Source organism: Chitinophaga varians, assembly GCF_014529945.1.
In the GTDB taxonomy this organism is placed as follows: Bacteria; Bacteroidota; Bacteroidia; order Chitinophagales; family Chitinophagaceae; genus Chitinophaga; species Chitinophaga varians.
Map to the genome: position 1 here is coordinate 1928567 of NZ_JACVFB010000001.1, position 17195 is coordinate 1945761.

The 17195-nt window shown below is 50.2% G+C and carries 16 protein-coding genes; 6 read left to right on the forward strand and 10 right to left on the reverse strand.

Going from position 1 to position 17195, the window contains the following annotated elements:
* Positions 1 to 166: 166 nt before the first annotated feature.
* The 7 genes from treY to ICL55_RS07525 all read right to left on the reverse strand — a co-directional run bounded on the left by treY (position 167) and on the right by ICL55_RS07525 (position 8235).
* Positions 167 to 2854, reverse strand: a complete 2688-nt coding sequence (treY, locus tag ICL55_RS07495) for a malto-oligosyltrehalose synthase (protein ID WP_188095495.1) — start codon at positions 2852 to 2854, stop codon at positions 167 to 169.
* Complete coding sequence (gene treZ / locus ICL55_RS07500; RefSeq protein ID WP_188095497.1) at positions 2844 to 4694, reverse strand: malto-oligosyltrehalose trehalohydrolase; 1851 nt, start codon at positions 4692 to 4694, stop codon at positions 2844 to 2846. Before treZ ends, treY begins: the two co-directional genes overlap by 11 nt.
* Positions 4695 to 4760: 66 nt before the next feature.
* Positions 4761 to 5213 carry a response regulator gene (locus ICL55_RS07505; RefSeq protein ID WP_188095499.1) on the reverse strand — a complete coding sequence of 151 codons (453 nt, stop codon included), beginning with the start codon at positions 5211 to 5213 and terminating at the stop codon, positions 4761 to 4763.
* 239 nt (positions 5214 to 5452) lie between these two features.
* Positions 5453 to 5656: a hypothetical protein gene (locus ICL55_RS07510; protein ID WP_188095502.1), complete on the reverse strand. Its 204-nt coding sequence runs from the start codon at positions 5654 to 5656 to the stop codon at positions 5453 to 5455.
* A gap of 184 nt (positions 5657 to 5840) precedes the next feature.
* Positions 5841 to 6239, reverse strand: a complete 399-nt coding sequence (locus ICL55_RS07515; protein ID WP_188095504.1) for a hypothetical protein — start codon at positions 6237 to 6239, stop codon at positions 5841 to 5843.
* A gap of 81 nt (positions 6240 to 6320) precedes the next feature.
* Positions 6321 to 7343, reverse strand: a complete 1023-nt coding sequence (locus ICL55_RS07520; RefSeq protein ID WP_188095506.1) for a hypothetical protein — start codon at positions 7341 to 7343, stop codon at positions 6321 to 6323.
* Positions 7344 to 7440: 97 nt separating this feature from the next.
* Complete coding sequence (locus tag ICL55_RS07525) at positions 7441 to 8235, reverse strand: AraC family transcriptional regulator (protein WP_188095508.1); 795 nt, start codon at positions 8233 to 8235, stop codon at positions 7441 to 7443.
* 54 nt (positions 8236 to 8289) lie between these two features.
* On the opposite strand from ICL55_RS07525, the gene ICL55_RS07530 reads away from it, so the two are divergent.
* Positions 8290 to 8697, forward strand: a complete 408-nt coding sequence (locus ICL55_RS07530) for a hypothetical protein (protein ID WP_188095511.1) — start codon at positions 8290 to 8292, stop codon at positions 8695 to 8697.
* A 65-nt stretch (positions 8698 to 8762) separates the two neighbouring features.
* Positions 8763 to 9155: a hypothetical protein gene (locus tag ICL55_RS07535; protein ID WP_188095514.1), complete on the forward strand. Its 393-nt coding sequence runs from the start codon at positions 8763 to 8765 to the stop codon at positions 9153 to 9155.
* On the opposite strand, the gene ICL55_RS07540 is transcribed toward ICL55_RS07535, so the two are convergent.
* From ICL55_RS07540 to ICL55_RS07550, 3 genes are read right to left on the reverse strand one after another with little or no spacing between them, the layout of a single operon-like run.
* On the reverse strand, positions 9148 to 9900 hold the full coding sequence (locus tag ICL55_RS07540; RefSeq protein WP_188095516.1) for a LytR/AlgR family response regulator transcription factor: 753 nt from the start codon (positions 9898 to 9900) through the stop codon (positions 9148 to 9150). The two genes, ICL55_RS07535 and ICL55_RS07540, sit on opposite strands and share 8 nt — an antisense overlap.
* Positions 9897 to 11720, reverse strand: a complete 1824-nt coding sequence (locus tag ICL55_RS07545) for an ATP-binding protein (RefSeq protein WP_188095519.1) — start codon at positions 11718 to 11720, stop codon at positions 9897 to 9899. The genes ICL55_RS07540 and ICL55_RS07545 overlap by 4 nt, the downstream gene beginning before the upstream one ends.
* Before the next feature lie 8 nt (positions 11721 to 11728).
* Complete coding sequence (locus ICL55_RS07550; RefSeq protein ID WP_188095522.1) at positions 11729 to 12157, reverse strand: hypothetical protein; 429 nt, start codon at positions 12155 to 12157, stop codon at positions 11729 to 11731.
* Positions 12158 to 12382: 225 nt separating this feature from the next.
* On the opposite strand from ICL55_RS07550, the gene ICL55_RS07555 reads away from it, so the two are divergent.
* The 4 genes from ICL55_RS07555 to ICL55_RS07570 all read left to right on the forward strand — a co-directional run bounded on the left by ICL55_RS07555 (position 12383) and on the right by ICL55_RS07570 (position 17123).
* Positions 12383 to 13003: a hypothetical protein gene (locus ICL55_RS07555; protein ID WP_188095525.1), complete on the forward strand. Its 621-nt coding sequence runs from the start codon at positions 12383 to 12385 to the stop codon at positions 13001 to 13003.
* 84 nt (positions 13004 to 13087) lie between these two features.
* Positions 13088 to 15826 (forward strand): hypothetical protein, encoded by a 2739-nt coding sequence (locus tag ICL55_RS07560; RefSeq protein ID WP_188095528.1) that lies wholly within the window; start codon positions 13088 to 13090, stop codon positions 15824 to 15826.
* Between the two features lie 4 nt (positions 15827 to 15830).
* Positions 15831 to 16406 (forward strand): tail fiber protein, encoded by a 576-nt coding sequence (locus ICL55_RS07565; RefSeq protein WP_188095531.1) that lies wholly within the window; start codon positions 15831 to 15833, stop codon positions 16404 to 16406.
* An 18-nt stretch (positions 16407 to 16424) separates the two neighbouring features.
* A complete protein-coding gene (locus ICL55_RS07570) occupies positions 16425 to 17123 on the forward strand; it encodes a T3SS effector IpaJ family cysteine protease (RefSeq protein ID WP_188095534.1) in 699 nt (232 codons plus the stop codon).
* Positions 17124 to 17195: the final 72 nt, after the last annotated feature.

A 17195-nucleotide genomic window follows, 5' to 3' on the forward strand; every position in this document is an offset into this window, starting at 1 on the left:
TACAAACTTAAAAACTTAAAAACATAAAGTCAATATCAACAGAGGACGAATAGCCACCGAAAATATTGTAGTGATCCACTTATTTATTTTTTTGACGACACAAAAATATTGAACAGTGTTCAAATTTTGAAACAATATTCACATTTTTATTAAAAAAACAATTTTCTCAGCGGCGGAATTTATGGTCAGGAATCGGGGAAAGTAAGGCTACCGGCCAATTTTGTGTGCCCGACAATAACAGTTGATCGTTTTGTACCGTCAGGACTTCTCCCGTAAAAACGTTTTTCCATTTAATGGGTGCATTGGCAGGGAGGGTCAGCGGCGCCAGGTCATGTTTGCCCAGGTGCGCTGCGGGGAGTAATGGCGCCACCACAATGCACCAGTCCTGCCGGTATTTACGGGCATAGGCAATCTGGCTGCTACGTTCCCCGCCTGTAAGCGGGATATATTCTCCATGAATAAACAGGGACGTATGGGCATTTCTAAGTTGTAACGCTTTACTGACAAGATATAGCTTTTCTTTGCCTACCGCGGATTTGGTTCCCGCATGTTCTTTCGGCCATGCCGGCGCATGGTCCTCCTCCTGCCACCCGGCCAATAGTTTACGGCGTAGCGGATAATTGACCATATGGCGACCATCGTTGTTGCCTGCACTAAAATCCCACAGCTCACACCCCTGATAAATATCCGGTATTCCCGGCGCCGTTATTTTGATCAGCGTCTGTGCCAGCGAAAAAATATGTGCATGGGCTCCCAGTTTTTCTGCCAGCTGGTGCATTCCTTCCATAAAAGCGCTGCCGGGCGACAGTATTTTTTCGATGAACTGCAGACAAGCCAGTTCATAACCCGTATCCGGCAACAGCCAGCTGCTATGCACTTTCGCTTCCCGTACTACTTTCAAAAAGGTGGCGGTAATGTGGGCTACAAAATCTGCATCTGCTTCGGCGGAAACAGGCAGGCAGGCCAGCACGGCCTGGTAGATAAAATATTCATCATTCAGGTCCGGCGCCGGTTGCTCGTCAATCAGTGTAATATAATCGCGGTTCATCGTATGCCAGGCCTGTACCTGCTGAATCCAAAGATCCGGTATGATAGTGAGCGCATTGAGCCGGATGCGGGCATCTTCCCCCCAGCGGGTGTCATGGGTGGCGGTGGTATTGAGCGAAAAAGGCGACAGGTATTGCCGGACAGCCATCCGTTCGTGGAACCCGTCGAGTGTGCATTTGTTCTGTACCGGCGAATCGCCGGCTTCGTTGTGCGACAGCAATGCATTGTACACGTAAAACAGCGTTTCCTCTACTCCCTCCCGGTAGAGTTGACCGGCAAACTGGGTGATCTTTTTCAGCAGCGTTAATGCGGCAACAGCCTGCTGTTGTTTTTTATCGGGGTCCCAAAAGGAACGGATCAGTTCCAGGGCGGTGCCTGTTGCCGGGTTACGCAGAATGGCATCTTCCACGGCTTTGTCCAGCTGCTGTGCGTCTGCCAATGACAGCGGCCATCCTTCGGGGTAGATACGGTTTGCCGGCAGGCACACCATAAAATCGCCCATGGCCATTTTGAACCGGCCTTTATCTGTTTCCGGATGCACCAGTTTCAGGCGAAATACATCTCTCACCAGATTGTCCCACTCTCCGTTCATGTGTTTTTCCAGTACCAGCTGTTTTTTGCTGCGGGCCAGCTTCGGATACTGAGAAAGGGCCGGAAAATGTGCACGGTAAAAGCGTCCCAGCTTTTCCATGCCTTCCTCATCTGTCAGCAGCTGGCTCACGCCGGCGAGAAAGTCATAGCCGGTGCTCCCCTGCAACGCCCATCTCTCCGGTAATGTTTCATGACCTGCCAATATCTTTTCGGCGATGATATAACAATTATTGCCAAACAGTTCCCGCAGATGATAGATATACTGCGCCGGATCGAGCAGCCCATCTATCTGGTCGATACGCAGTCCCTGAATGATGCCCTCCTGATACAGCCGATGCAGAAAACCATGGTATTCATCAAATACTATTTTGTCTTCCATGCGCAGGGCAATGTGTTCATTGACACCGAGGAAGCGGCGGTAGTTGATCCGGAAATCTGCTTCGCTCCTTGCCGTAAAGGTATAATGTTGCAGTTCCAGCAACTCATACAGGAGCGGTGTGTTATTGTTTATCAGCTGCAGCAGCGGCAGGAAAGCCTGTTTGCGGGGCGGCTTCAGCATGGATTTCATTGCGTCCCAGTCTAACAGCGAGCGACGCTGGAGAATATTGGCCTTCATTTCCGTCAGCCATTCCTTCACGGGGTCCATGCCGGCCGGCAGGATGCTCAGCAGCCATTTGTAGCTTTGAGCAGACAGCGGCCATGACTGTCCACCTGTGGCCAATCCCAGTCCCTGCCTGTTGTAACCCAGACGAATACCCCCATCGGCCATGGTTTCCCGCAGCGTCTTCTTAAGGAAAGGCATCATCAGTTTCCCGTGCAGGTCTGTATCCGGATGGTGCCAGTCGATATCGAAATAGTTGTAGTACGGCGAAGCGGTTCCTCTTTCCAGGGCGTCTGTGAGGCGGGTATTGTTGCAGTGGAAGGCCATGTAGTTGGGAACGATGTCCTGTATCCAGCTCATACCCAGCGAGCGGAGTTTTACGTGCAGCTGGCGCATGTGTGCGAGGGAACCGATGGCCGCGTTAATTTCCCGGGGGTTGGTGATATCATAGCCATGCAGGCTTCCCGGGGCTGTTTCGAAAACCGGCGAGGCATAAATAGTGGTGATACCCAGCTGGTGCAGGTAATCGAGTTGTTTCTCCAGGTCAGTAAAGGTAAAGTCCCTGTTAAACTGTATACGGTAGGTAGCTACCGGGGTAAAGAACTCATTCCTCATGATGCGCCATTTCATATACAACAGCCGAGAGGGGCTGCAGCAAAATCGGTTCCTTCTCCAATACCTCATCAGCGGCTTTCACACCCGGACCATTCCATATTTCATGGGCGGAATCAAATATCTTCTTTAACGGTGTTGGGGCCATATGACGATAAGTTTGCACTGCCTTATCAAAATTCAATAATATCAACACCGTATCGGGTCCGCTGGTTCGTTCCACGACCAGTAATGGCAGTTGACCGACAGGATATATTTGCAGGGCATCCCGGGAAACGGCCTGCATCGCGGGGCGATGTTTTCTGAAAGCGATCAGAAAACGGTAACAGGCCAGCATAGCAGCATTAGCTTCTGTTGTAGTATCCCACTGTAGCCGGCTGCGCAGGAAGGTATCTTCCAGTTGGGGTTCTGGTATGGACTTGCTCGTATTAAAAAAAGCGGAAAACCAACGGCTCCTGTTCTTTTTCATTTTTTCCACCAGATCGGGATCACTATAAGCGGTAAAGAACAAAAAGGGAGCCTTCTCCCCGTATTCTTCCCCCATCAACAACAAAGGGATAAAGGGAGATAACAGGACTGCGGAGGCTGCCAGTTTCAGGGCTTCGAAAGAAACCAATGTACTAAGCCGCTCTCCCAGCATCCGGTTACCTGTCTGTTCGTGGTTCTGGGAGAACACCACGAAATGCCGTGCATCACTGTCTACCAGCTGACGGCCAAATTTCCGTTTACGAAAAGCCGAATACTGTCCGGTATATACGAAGGCATTGGCAAAGGCGCGCGCCAGCTGATCCAGCTGCCCGAAATCCTCGTAATAGCCTTGTGTTTCACCGGTAAGCAGGGCGTGCAGCGCGTGGTGAAATTCGTCTGCCCACTGGGCAGTGAAGCCATATCCACCAACAGATACCGGATTGGTATAACGAGGATCGTTCAGATCAGTGGAGGCGATGAGCAGCTTGCGGCAACCGGTTTGTTGTTCCAGTTCCTGCACGGCTGCCGACAGCTGCCAGGCGAAGTGCTGAGCGCTGTTGTCCTGACAGGCATGTAAGGTGTCCAGCCGTATCCCATCGATATGAAATTCATCCAGCCACATGAGCGCGTTCTGGATATAAAAATCGCGTACCGGGTCACACCAGGCGTCATCGAAATTGATACCGGCGGCGCCCGACGAAGTAGTATTTTTTTCTGTAAAGTAGGGACCGTAGTCCGGTTGGTAATTTCCTTCAGCGCCCGCATGGCAATAGGCCATATCGAGGATGACAGCTATCCCGAGATGATGGGCTGTATTGATCAGCGCCTTAAAGTCGTTGGTGGTACCGTAGTGGTTATGCAACGCAAAGGGATAAACGCTATCATATCCCCAGTTTCTGTCGCCGGAGAACTGGCATACCGGCATCAGTTCTATCGCGGTGATACCGAGGGCTTCCAAAGCAGGCAACCTTTCCCGGGCCGCCTGGAAGGTTCCTTCCGGGGTAAAAGCGCCTATGTGTATTTCATAAATGATCAGGTTTTCCGGCGCCATGCCTTTCCAGCCCTGATCGGTGAAGGTAAAACCGGCAGGATCCACCACGCAGGAAGCGCGGTGAACGGTACTTTCCTGGCGCCTGGAGGCTGGGTCCGGCCTTTGCAGGTGTTCATCGAGCAGGTAATAATAGTGCATGCCGTCGGCCACGTCCTGTACGGTCGTGCTCCAGTAGCCATTGTCTTCCGGGGTGAGCGGATAGGCCACTTCTTCTCCACCCAGCAGGAGTAGTGTCACACTCTTCCTGAATGGCGCCCATACGCAGAAAACGCATTCTCCGTTTTCTTTCAGCAATGCTCCTTGTTGTCGATCACGTGTCATCATCTCACCGGTATTTAAGACAAGGAAATATTTCACGCCCACCCCGTTAAAAGCAAGGCTACCGATACACTATACCAATACGCCGGCGGGCAGTACCTCAGCAACCGGCAGCGGCAGTGCAGCCTGTTTTGCGCCGACGGCTTCAAATATCAGCTTCAGTCCGTCGCGCAGCGCGTGCACACCGGAAGGTTTTACCATCCAGTCGGCAGCTCCCATAAACTTCATCCGGGTCATATCTTCCGGATCAAAGGAAGGGGCATAAAAAATAACAGGAACATCCTTCAACACGGGCGACTGCTGTATTTCTTCCAGCTGGCGGATACCATCCACAGCCGGCCGACGGGTATGCAGAAAAATATAGTCCGGTTTGCCCGGCTGCCGGGTGGCGTAGGACAACGCATGGGCGGCGTTATCAAAACAAATACAGGCTTGGGTTACCTGTAACAGATCGAGCGCAAGAAAAAACTGATTTCTGTTATCACGCATCTCATCAATCAAAAAGCAGGAAATCTTCTGTTTCATTGTTACGGATAGTTTATTCACATGGTAATTGAAAATGGTTAACAACCGGCAAGTCCAGCAAGTAGAAATGCCGGCGCAAAATTACGGTATAATCACAACACGACTACTGTTTTTTTATCGCTGTAGACAAAAATCCCGTTTCGTGTGAAATGACCGCCACGGTTATCATCAAAACCGGAAAATAAAAAACCGGCAGCCATTTTTTGATGACCCCGGTCATATACGGGATTAAAATTTACTTAACCCATTGCACTACTGTAGATATCTTCCTGTTGCGCCGGATGATGGTTCTGTCCGAATATCTTTTGTTTCGTATGTACGTCATCTTCCATCACACCGGCGGAGCGGTCAATCATCCTGTCCCTGCTTTTTTTGACCAGATAGATAATCAAACCTGCTGCTGCAGTACCTACAATGGTGGACGCTAACAATATTTTTTTCATGGTGATGAAGTTTTATTCCGTAAGCATCCCGCCAAGAGTTGTGCCATGAAACCGCAGCACCGCATATTTAACATTTTGCTGGCAAACGGCAGCGTAACAGACCAGCTTCCAGCCCCAAAATAAAGAGGCTGCCCCGGTAAGGAGCAACCTCGTCATCAATCATTCCTGAAAAATTGTTTGGAACTTATTTAATGTCCGCCCAATAAGTACCGTCTTTGTCTTTACCGATGGTCAGCACATTTCCTTTATTCAGCTGATCATTACACCATTTGGCGAATTTCAGTCTGTCTTTAGTGGAGTAGGAATGCTGTCTGACAGCCAGCAGGTCTGTTGCACTGCTGATACTGGCAGGTGAACTAACAATATAGACACCTTTACCGGGCTCCAACGCCAAGGTATATACGTGGCCCTGGTTCAACAATGGCTCGTATTGTGCGAGGAATTCTTCTACATCATGAAAATAAACCTGCTGCAGTACAGTTGTTGATGAAACCGGGCTAACATGATTTGCCGCTACAGTGGAAATCATCGTACAGTTAACAAAAATGCCTCCTACCAGTACGGAGAATAACAGTTTTTTCATATGGGTAACATTTGGTTTCCTTAAAAATAAATGTAGTTACTGCCAACAAAACACAGGCCTGTAGCTATATTGCAGCACACCTTATTTATTTTCATAACACGTTGCCAATGTATGGAAAGCCGCCTTCGGTTCCCATGGCATTCCCGGATAGGTTTGTCCCGATCCCACTTCGTAGACCTTTACGATACCGTAGCTGGCCATATCCAGGTCGTATTCCGGATTGGGCCGGTGGGGCAGGTTATACTGGGCGAATGTACACAGGAAGGCCACGTCCACCTTTTCGGCGACAAAAATATCAAACAGCTCTTTGATATGCGCAGCCTGCTCTTCTTCAGAGCGGACGTGGTTTCCCTTTATTTTACGGGGCCTTGCGTTTGCCCAGTCTATCAGCGCGCCGCCATGCGCGCCAATATCCGCGCCGCCGCGCAGCGTAACACATCCAAACTCCGTAATGGCGAGAGGCTTCTCCATTTGCATCAGCCGGCGAAGCCCCGGCAGATAAGCCGCGGCAATATCGGCCGACCGGTACCCGGCATCTGTGGCCACAAAATCGAACAGGCTCCAGTCGATAGCGCTAAACTCCAGCGGTATAGAAGCGTAGCTGACCAGACCACCAAACCGCTCCCGTATCAGCGGTACCAGTTCACCAAAAAAGGTACGGACACGGTTTTGTACCGGGGGTATTTCATTCCGTAGTTTTACCGCATCTTTAAAGAGATCGAGACGTTCGTCCAGCGTGGCCGCTGCGAAAAAACCGGCATTAAACAAACTGATCTCTGAGCCAGCCAGAAAAACCACTGCCGCTCCTTCCCTTCTGAGTCGCTCCGCCCGTTCAGCACAGTCCAGCAGGAAGCTGGCCAGTTCATCGATCGTTAACCCACAGGAGAAAGGCGAATACCATACTTCCAATCCGGCTGCTGCCGCCAGCCGGGCGGTCATCTCCAGGCGGTCGGCATCGCCGCCGGTGATGCGCACCGCATTACAATGCAGCTCATTTTTGATAATCTGCATTTCCTGCCTCACCATAGCAGGTTCAAACTTCTCTTTGGTGCTTACACCGAGGTTGATAAACCCGGTGTCATAAGTAATTCCTTTTATCCGCATAGACAGGTCATTTGTTAGTGCAAGATAAAGGAGTCATACGCATTTTATGCGCGCGGAGCGGGGAATGTACAAGTTTATGTCGCTTTTGTACAATAGTTCATGCATCCCTGAATTCTCGCGGGGATAAATTGGTCTGTGTTTTGAAAAACCTGGAGAAATGAGCCATATCAGTGAATCCCAGTTCATAGGCAATGGCTTTGATGGAACTGTCCGGCAATACCAGCCTCCTTTGGGCTTCCAGCAAAATTCTTCCGCGGATAATATCTGTAGCTGATTTACGGTAGTGTTTTTTACAAAGCGTATTGAGGTAATGAGGCGTCACCTGCAGCCGGGACGCATAAAACTGTAGCTCCCGGTACTTTTTAAAATGCTGGTCCATCAGTTTCATGTATTGCAGCAGCAACGGCGGAATGCCATACGCCTGCTGGTCTTTCATCCGCTTTTCTACATTACGGCTGACCGCCAGCGCTATCAGTCTCGTTCTGGCCATCACTATTTCCCACAACGGCTGCTCTTCCGTCAGTTCTTTTTTTATGCAGATGAATTCATGTAGCAAATGATGGTACTCTTCTTCTTCCAGGGCTATTACCGGATGCTGTTCATATATCAGTATGTTGAAACGCAGGGCGCTCAATATCAGCTCAAAGCGCTGCGGGCTGATATTGAGTTGGTGCATCTCCCGATGGTCCGGCCATTCCACAGGAAGAGGCTGCCCGGGCAACAGCAAACGCAACTGATATGCTGTCGCTGTCTTTATCAACAGGATAAAATAAAAACCAGGCTTATCCAACATCGCCAGGCATGCCTTCCCTTCGCTGTAGGTCAAGCCATGCTCCTCATTTTTCTTCAGGCGGGAAGATGGTTTGTTGGCAACAGGTTTTGCATTCATCATAAATTATGCTTGTCTGGTAAATATATACTAAATTGATTTGGATACATTACACATATGATGGAATACACCGACCTCTCTCCTTCCCTGCAGGCAGCCGCGGTAAAGGCTGAAAACATCGCCGTTGAGCAAATACAGTCACTGCGCGACTTTGACCCGTTTATCCTTTGTGGCGAGTCACTCGATAAAATCAAGCGCATACAAACCCGGGACACCGATGAAATTCTTGAAGTAGCGGAAGAGATCATCGGGGAAGCGGACGACAGTGAAACAGTCGTACTCGCCTATCCGGACACCGTCATGTTAAAGGATGGAACCTTCGATGCCATTGTTTGTCAGATTTACAATGTGGATGAAGACTTCGGCTATAGTTTTGGGCAGATATACCGCATCGACGAAGGCAAGATAAATTTTATGAACAAACGGGTATTCCTTGGCGAGGTGAGGAACCTGCTGGTTTTTTGAGGTATTGGCTGCGAATATGGTAACATTTTTGCGGTTGATTTCTTCACACCCAAACTGCTACTGCCATGATACGAGAGTCCCATAAAAGCCTCATCGAAAAAGGGCTGCAACTGGAAAAAGAGGGAGCGCCGGAAAAGGCTATCCAACTTTACCTGAGCGTGGTGAAGAAAGATCACCTAAATGCGGCCGCATACAACCGGTTAATGATACTTTACAGAAAACAGAAGGCGCCCCGGAAAGAGATGGCCATCATTAACGAGGCGATAAAGGCCTATGAAGACAATGTAAAAGCAGAACAATCTGCCTGGATGAAAAAGAACAGAAAGGCCGCCAGTATCAGCAAAGAGTTGGTGAAGGCGCTGGGTCTTGTTGATAAAAAAGGGGCGCCCGTCAACCAACCCACCCAAATTATTACCTGGAAGAAACGTAAAGAAAACCTAAGTCATAAGATCACCTGAGTATATCGAACGCCCGCATGAAATCATCGAAGTAACGGCGGCTGAATAATACCGTGCGTCCATCTTCCAGCACAATTTCATTGTCTATCAGATTTACCTTTGCCACCTCGCGGATATTAACAATATAATTACGGTGCACCCTTACAAAGCGGATGGCCGGTAACCGGCCAAGGATAAGTTTTAGCGGTTGCTGTACCAGGTATTTTTCTTTATTGCAGACAATCTTACTGTATTTGCCTTCTACCTCGATATATTGTATATCATCTAATGCTATTTTAGCCAGCACATTTCCTCTCTTAATAAAAAAGATATCCTGTAGCATGATGGTATGCTTCTCCTCCATGGCGAAAACGCCGGCAGGCGCACCGGCAAATTTTTCGATCGCCAGTTCAATCGCATATTGGAGCTCCAGCTCGTTGAAAGGCTTCAGCAGATAACTGAAAGGCGCCGTGAGTTTGGCCGCTTCGAAGGTATTACGATCGGCGGCGCTGGTCAGGAAGATAAAGGGCTTTCGGGAATCTTCCTCTTCACTGATCTGTTCCGCAAAGGTGATTCCGTCTTTTTTTCCGTGCAAAAAAATATCGATGATCACCAGGTCTGGCTCTATAGCATGAAACAGCCGCAATGCCTCCTGCAATGAGTTGGCAATGCCGCCTACCTCGTAGCCGTGGTCCAGCAACATGTCTTCCAGCAGACCGGCATCGTGCCGGTCATCTTCGATGATCATTATTTTCACTCCTTTCATGATACGTCTGTTTGGAGAGAGATGGTTACGGTAGTACCTTTTCCCTGTTGGGCGGAAAACAGCAACCGTGCCCCGTTCTTTTCAGCGAGTGTTTTACAGAGCCAGAGGCCCAGTCCGGTGCTTTGTCTTCCATCGGTATCTGCCTGGTTTTTCATATGGTTATTCGTCATTAATGTCTGCAGAAGGTGTGTGTCCATCCCTACTCCTGTATCGCTTATTATCAGTTGACATCCGGTACCCTGCAGGTTGGCCGATATGGTAATGGCGCCGCCCTCCGGCGTATATTTAATGGCGTTATCAATGATGTTACGCACCATGATCCGGAATGTATTCAGGTCGGCGGAAAAAAAGGCCGGTTCCGGAATTTCCCGGTGAACGGTGATGTTTTTATCTGCCGCTACCGGAAGCAGGTCATAGCAGATCTGATTGACCACCGTGCGGAGATGCAGCTTCTCTTTGCGAAAGAACAGCTGCCCGGTTTGACTGAGTGCCCAGTGCAACAGATTATCGAGCAGCGCGTAAGTGCTGCCGGCAATCTTTTCATTGTTGAGCGCCAGCACATCCGCTTCTTCATGGCGCGCCTGTTGTATCGCCTTCCTAAGCCGTCCCAGACTGAGTTTCATCCGGTATACCGGCGACCGGAGGTCATGCGCCACTATAGAGAACAGGCGGTCTTTTGTTTCATTCAGCACGTGTAACGTTTCTTTCTGCTGCGCAATGATATAGGCGTTTCTTTTCTGCTGCCGGTAAGCATACCAGGCGAAAGCTACCAGTACCATCAGGCCCGCCACAGCCACCATCAAGGTATTCCGCTGCCAGCGCTGTGTGGAGAGCGCGGCCAGTTGCAGCCGCGTTTGTTGTTCCAGTACCCGGATAGCCAGTTCTCTTTTCTCCACAGCGAGTTTTTTCTCCAGCTTCGCCATCTCCCAGATATGGTCCCTGTTCCAGATGCTGTCCTGTAAAGCTTCGTATTGTTTGCGGTATTGTAACGCCGCCCGATAGCTTTTCCTGTTTTCCTCCACCACGGCCATGTTGCGGTAGGCATTGCGGAGCACGGCCGTATCACCGGATTTCCGGGCAAAGCGCAGACCGGCTTCGAAATAGGGAATCGCTTTACTGTCGAGGTACTGCTCATAATACAGGTTTCCAATGTCCATGCTGGAAATAGCCAGTCCGGTCGTATCCTTTAGTTGTCTTTCCATGTTCATGCTTTGCAGGAGATACTTCTCCGCTTCGCTAAACCTTCCCATGTGAAAGAAGCAGAGCCCTTTATTATGATAAACGCTTTTTCTGACGTCTAATTCCGACAGCGGCATAAACCGGTTTTCCCAGCTATTGAAATATTGCAGCGCTGTCGTGAACTGCCGCAATTCAAGACTGATCTCTGCTACATTGATATAGCAGTCGGCCAGCAGTTGCGGGTCCAGTCCTTTTGTTGTCGTGAGCTGAAGAAAATCCTGTAACGCCTCATGATATAATTGTCGGTTATACTGTATGCTGGCACGTAGAAAAAAAGCGTAAGGGTAAAGAGGATGTGTTGGCGCGTTGTCAATGTCTTCCAATGTTTTCAGGATGTATCGGTAAGCATTGTCAGGATCTCTGTTCCGCAATGATACATGGCTATTATGAAAATAGACCAGGTAAGACGTTGGATATTGGTTGTCTGCCATCAGCCTGGCAGAATCTGCAGGTGTATGCCGGCAAATACTGCATCGTTGGCGCAGCGTGTTGTAGATGGCGCCCGTCACAGGTCCGGGCGATGCCAACACCTGTGTTACCCAGAGGAGGGCCACCACAGGAACAGCAAAGAGTTGTTTCATGTAACCACTTATGCGGGTCTTTTTACGGTCGTCACAGTACCTCTGGAAGTTTCCGGATCACCGATCCTGTACATCACGCGGATAGCCTGGGCCTGTAGTTTTTCATCTTCTACGGCATAATTGATCAGTATCTTCCATAACGACCAGGTGCTATCAGGCGACTCGTTTTTAGGATAATCGATGATGATCTGTCGTATCATTAATGGCCCGGCTTCGGTATTTTCCTCCACGATGTTATTGAAGTTATCATCAATCATCGGTTCGGCGCCGTCCGGAACATATAAACTCATAACGAGGTGATACATATTGGGAAACTCCGCATCCGGATAAACTGCTACCAGCGGCTCTGTAGACAGCCTGGCAGCCAGCCCGGAGCCAAATAGTTTCTTTTCCTGACTTTTAATGACAACGGGTGAGTTAGTACCAGTCTGGTTCATCGAGGATAGTTTGAACGATTATTAATTGAGTGTAACAAATATAAGATTAATCTCCATTCATTTTTTCGCTCATACCTTAAATCCCGCCACTTATTCCATCCAACCGCACGCTTATGCCATCTGCCTCAAACCGGGGCTGTCCCCGTCCTACCTTTACTTCAGTTCATCACCGGTGATGCACTTCAGATAACAAAACATTCACTTTATCCTTTTAAACGCTTTTTTATGGCAGACATTAAGTTAAACCTTATCAACCGGTCTAATGACCGCAACAATTCCAGCATCGTTATTTTCCAACGGAATGAAGCCACTTCTTTTAATGAGCTGGCGGTAGCCTGGCAGGTAGTTAAAAATCTGGGACAAGGCTGGAGCCACCCTTTCGCTTATCCGATGGGAATGGCCGTTGCCGCGAGCGATAGCTGGGGCAACTACAGCCCGCTGAAAGCAGCAGAAAATGGTCAGCAGTTCCAGGTAGTACGTGACCCCTCAGGCGATATCCTGAAATACACCGGTCAGGCTACCAGCCAGAACGAAGTGGAAGTACTGAACGCACTGGACCAGGGCGCCGTTAACGCCAACGTATATCGCGACGGTAAACTGCTGGCCACCAAAACCGCTATTGCACCAGGCCAGAAAGCTACTTTCCAGTTCAGGCCTACCATCTGGATAGGCGTGGTTTCCCAGGTAGAGGAAGGTCAGCTGATCAACAGCGCGATCCTGCAGCAGATCAACACGGAACTGTCGCTGTTCGGTATTGCCAGCGCAGATATCGTGATGACAGGCGGCGGACCCGGTGCCAGCTCTACTCCTTTCGAGTTTACCCTGCAGAATATCCTCTATGCATAACCGTTACGCCCCATTCCCGCTTCCAACGCCAACTGCCGAGTGAAATGGGGTGGGGCTTTCCTTTCATCTTTCAAACTGTCAGCGATGATTGAGACAACTATTATCAATAACACGTTTAAGGTGGTGTCTGAGCTGCTTGCTCCGGACCAGGAACATCCTCATAAAACAGCGACGGTAGTAAAGTATGAGTTCCACTACCCTGTAGAGGCGCCCGTACCGGTGATCACCGGCTATATCGACGCCCAACACCGCCGGGAGGTACAATACACAGGATACGATGCGTTCCGGATAAAAGGTCAGCTGACGTTGACAGTAAAAGAAAAGGAAGTCATACTGAACGGTAACCTTTACTACGGACATAATGAAAATCCGGCCCTGCAACATCATTTCGATGGTACGCTTGCTTTGTTCCGGGAGCTACCACCGCCACCGCCATATCCGGATGACAACAACGAAAACAGTGACGACTTTCCACCGCAGCTCACTGTTGACGCTCCGCTTTTTCCCTATATCAATATACAGCCCTGGCCTGACGACACCCCGGCAGACAGCTGGCTTCATTTCTTTACCTACGACCCTGCCCATACCGGCGCTACGTCTCTCTATAGCCAACTGACAGCGATAGCGCCGCAAAAGAACCGGCAGGCCATGGAACAATTGGCCCTTCAGTTTCTGCAGCAGGATGAGCCCTTTACCGGTCAGTATTATGGCAGCGTACAACAGGTACCGCCGCCGTTCAACAGCTTCCCTGCGCTGTACGACACGTGGATAGCCGCTACCGCCTGCGATAGCGACGAAGATGCCAGTGCCGGCATTGACACCACCTCCTGGCTTCCCATTATCGACCAGTTGTGGCAGAATTACTTCGCGCTGGCCATCATACCAGGTTTTAACGAATCCTTTGCTATCGCGCTGAACAAAATACTGCTGGTATGTAATCTGCTGCAAACACAGTACAGCACCGAGCCACCACGGGCATTCACACAGGAAGAGATCCGTAGCCTGCTGCACGCCACTATTTTATTGCCACCGGTGATATTTCCGTTGCCTCCTTACGCTACCACTCCGCCTCCTCTGAAAAATAACAGCTGGATCATGCCTTTTGCCATCGGGCAACTGAAGATGTCGCGTTACAGACTACTCCGCTATCAGCCGGGAGAGATTTCCGGGATCCAGAATGTGATGAAAGGAGAACAGAAAAAAGTGGTGCAGCGGCAGCTGCAAAGTAGTCAGGAAACGCAGCAGGAAAGCAGCTCACAGCAGCATAGCAACACCGGCAGTTATCAGCAGACCAGCAACGACCTGCTACTGGAAGCCCGGAAAACACTGGCCGGCTTCACACAAAGCACCTCCTACAATAATTTCACGACGACTTATGGTCCGCCTACACAGGCCGTGCTCAATGGCAGCTGGTCATCATCCTTAAAACCAGACAGCGACGGCAAACAATCCGACAGCGGGTTTATGAGCCGGGTGCTGAACAGCACCATCAACCGTGTCAGCGAGCGCATTTCCAAAATAAGGTCTTTCAGTCAATACAATGAACAGGAAGCAGTGACCAGCAGTCTGTTTGACAACCGTCAGGGCAACGGGCATTTCAGAGGTATTTATCGCTGGCTGAATAAAGTATACCGTGTTACAGTAGAAAATTACGGGCATCGCTTTTTACTGGAATTCAACATCGAGCAACCCGCACTGGACTATATAACATCGCAACAGTCGCTCAATGCGATCGATTTGCAGATGCCACTGTCACCAGCAGCAAAAGGCATCGCTGTATTTACCGATATCACCGTCAGCAACTATGCGGAGCTACTCAGCTATTATCAGGTAAATACCATACAGCCACCACCGGAGCCATTCACCTACGCAGCAGCGGTACTTCGTCCGGGAGAAACCGAGAAATATGCGGACATACCGGAGCACTATGCCGCGGAAGAGGCGTCCGTAGCGGGCATTATTGCCGATGGCGCACCGGTACAGGTGATCAAAGGCATCGTTGGCAGCACTGTTTTTGAAGTGCCGGCGACGACATCGGAACCACTCAACATGCAGGGCGAAACCGGTCAGCTGCCCGTATCCGCTATCGGGCCCAATCTGCCAGACATGCCACCCTACAAGCCCAATGACTTCATCATCAATATCCGGATCAAATGCCGCGTGAGCGAAGAAAAAATGAACGAATGGAAAGCCGTAGTCTACCGTCAGGTTAACGAAGCCTATCAGCAGCGTTTATCCCTGTACGTTGGTAGCCTTAGCCGGCTTGCCGGAGAAGATGAACAGAACAATCCTGAACTGTTACGCAATACGGAGCGCTCAGCCCTGCAGCGGCGCTGCACAGCGTTGCTGATGCAGGTGCATGGCACCAAAGTGGGCATTCCGCCCGATGGCCCGGCCACCGCCAGCTTCGCCGTGAATGGGACCCGTTACGATCAGTTCTTCCGGGAAGCACTTGAATGGGATGAAATGACCTGGTTCTTTGACGACAGTCCTTCTATATTCAGCTATGCCCTGCAGGGACGAAACGATTCATTGAGGCCTTTCCTGCAGGCGCAGCAGGCGCGGGTGCTGCTGCCGGTGAGACCATCGTTCAATTTTCAGTTGTTGTACTATCTCTCCTCCGGCATGATATGGCCCGCCCCCTATCCATTTGTGCCGGTAAACGAGCCAGACATCCGGATAGCTAATCATCTGAAAGCGGTATATAACCATCACCCCTATACGAAACCGGAACATACCTGGGAGATCGTCCTCCCTACCGCCATGCAGGTAGTACAGGAAAGCAGTCAGCTTCCGGAATTCACTTCACCCCCTCATACTTAAGACCATGATAACAGCACCTTTCTACCCCGGTCATCTGGCGATGATGCCCACCAGCATTCCGCCCGGAGCCGTCATGGCTTTCGCCGGAAAAGTAACGGACCATTACGTTCAATTCGAGAGTATGATCAACTCCTATGGCTGGATGCTCTGTGACGGGCGGACCTTGGCACAAAGTGATTATCCGGTGCTATACGCCGTGTTAGGCGACCAATACAATACCGCCGAAGTGAAGGACGATGCGTTCTGTATTCCGGATTACCGGGGGTATTTTCTGCGCATGGCCGATATGGGCAGCGGACGCGATCCCGATGCCGGCAGCAGGAAGCTGGCGAACAATTCCGTCAGCAGTGAAGTGGGCTCCATTCAGGAAGACGCCCTGCAAATACACCAGCATGCATACCTGAAAACCGGCGAGCTGAATGACCCTAAAGGTAAAAACGAACAGGGCAAACCTGTGCCAACGGGTTCTGCTTTCACCAGCGATCCCGTTGACGGTACCGGCTCCCCGGGCAGTGTACGAACCAGCACTGAAACAAGGGCTAAAAACGTCTACGTCTATTATATCATCAAATTTGTTTAACAGTTAAAACCTTATCTTATGGCTTTTAATGCTTATCATGGCGTCACGCAAACGACTGACAACAGTTGTGGCGCCTTCTCGCTGGCCGCGGCTTTGGTACATCTCGGCGCCGCTGCCGTCCCAGACATCCTGAATACAGGCAACCTGACGCAACGGTATACCGCGCCTGGTCCGGCAGCCCTTGCCCAACGTATTTACCAGACAACAGGCAATCTGCTTCTCAACCTCGCCGCCACGGCTCCTACCGCCACCTACCGGTACGAAGAACCGGTCGACGACTATAATCCGCCTTCAGCGCTGGCTTATATCGCCAATCAATTTGGATTGGCGGCCACCAACATCATCGTGTATTATACCAATCAGGCCGCAGCGATACTGCAGAACATACAGGTCACCAATGTGGGTGCAGGTACCGACCTGTTACAGACAGAAATTGATCTGATCACGACGCAACCGGCATATGGACTGGTGAATGGCCCGGTTAACTATACACAAAAGCCCGGCGCCCAGGAAGCGCATCTGGTGGTAGTGGATAATCTTAACCACACGATTGCGCTGAATGATAATGAGCTCTATGATCCCGGCTATGGCTATGTGGGACCTTATACGCTCAATAACAACGGACCTTTGCCGTTGACACAAATTAGTTTCACCCTCCCCGGCGGGTTGGTTGTCAACTATAATTTCAGCGGCGTATGGATCAAATTGAAGGCGTAACAGCTGGTAGCCAAAAAAGCAAAGCGGTTGATTCGATCAGTGAATCAACCGCTTTGTGATGAGCTTCTTCGA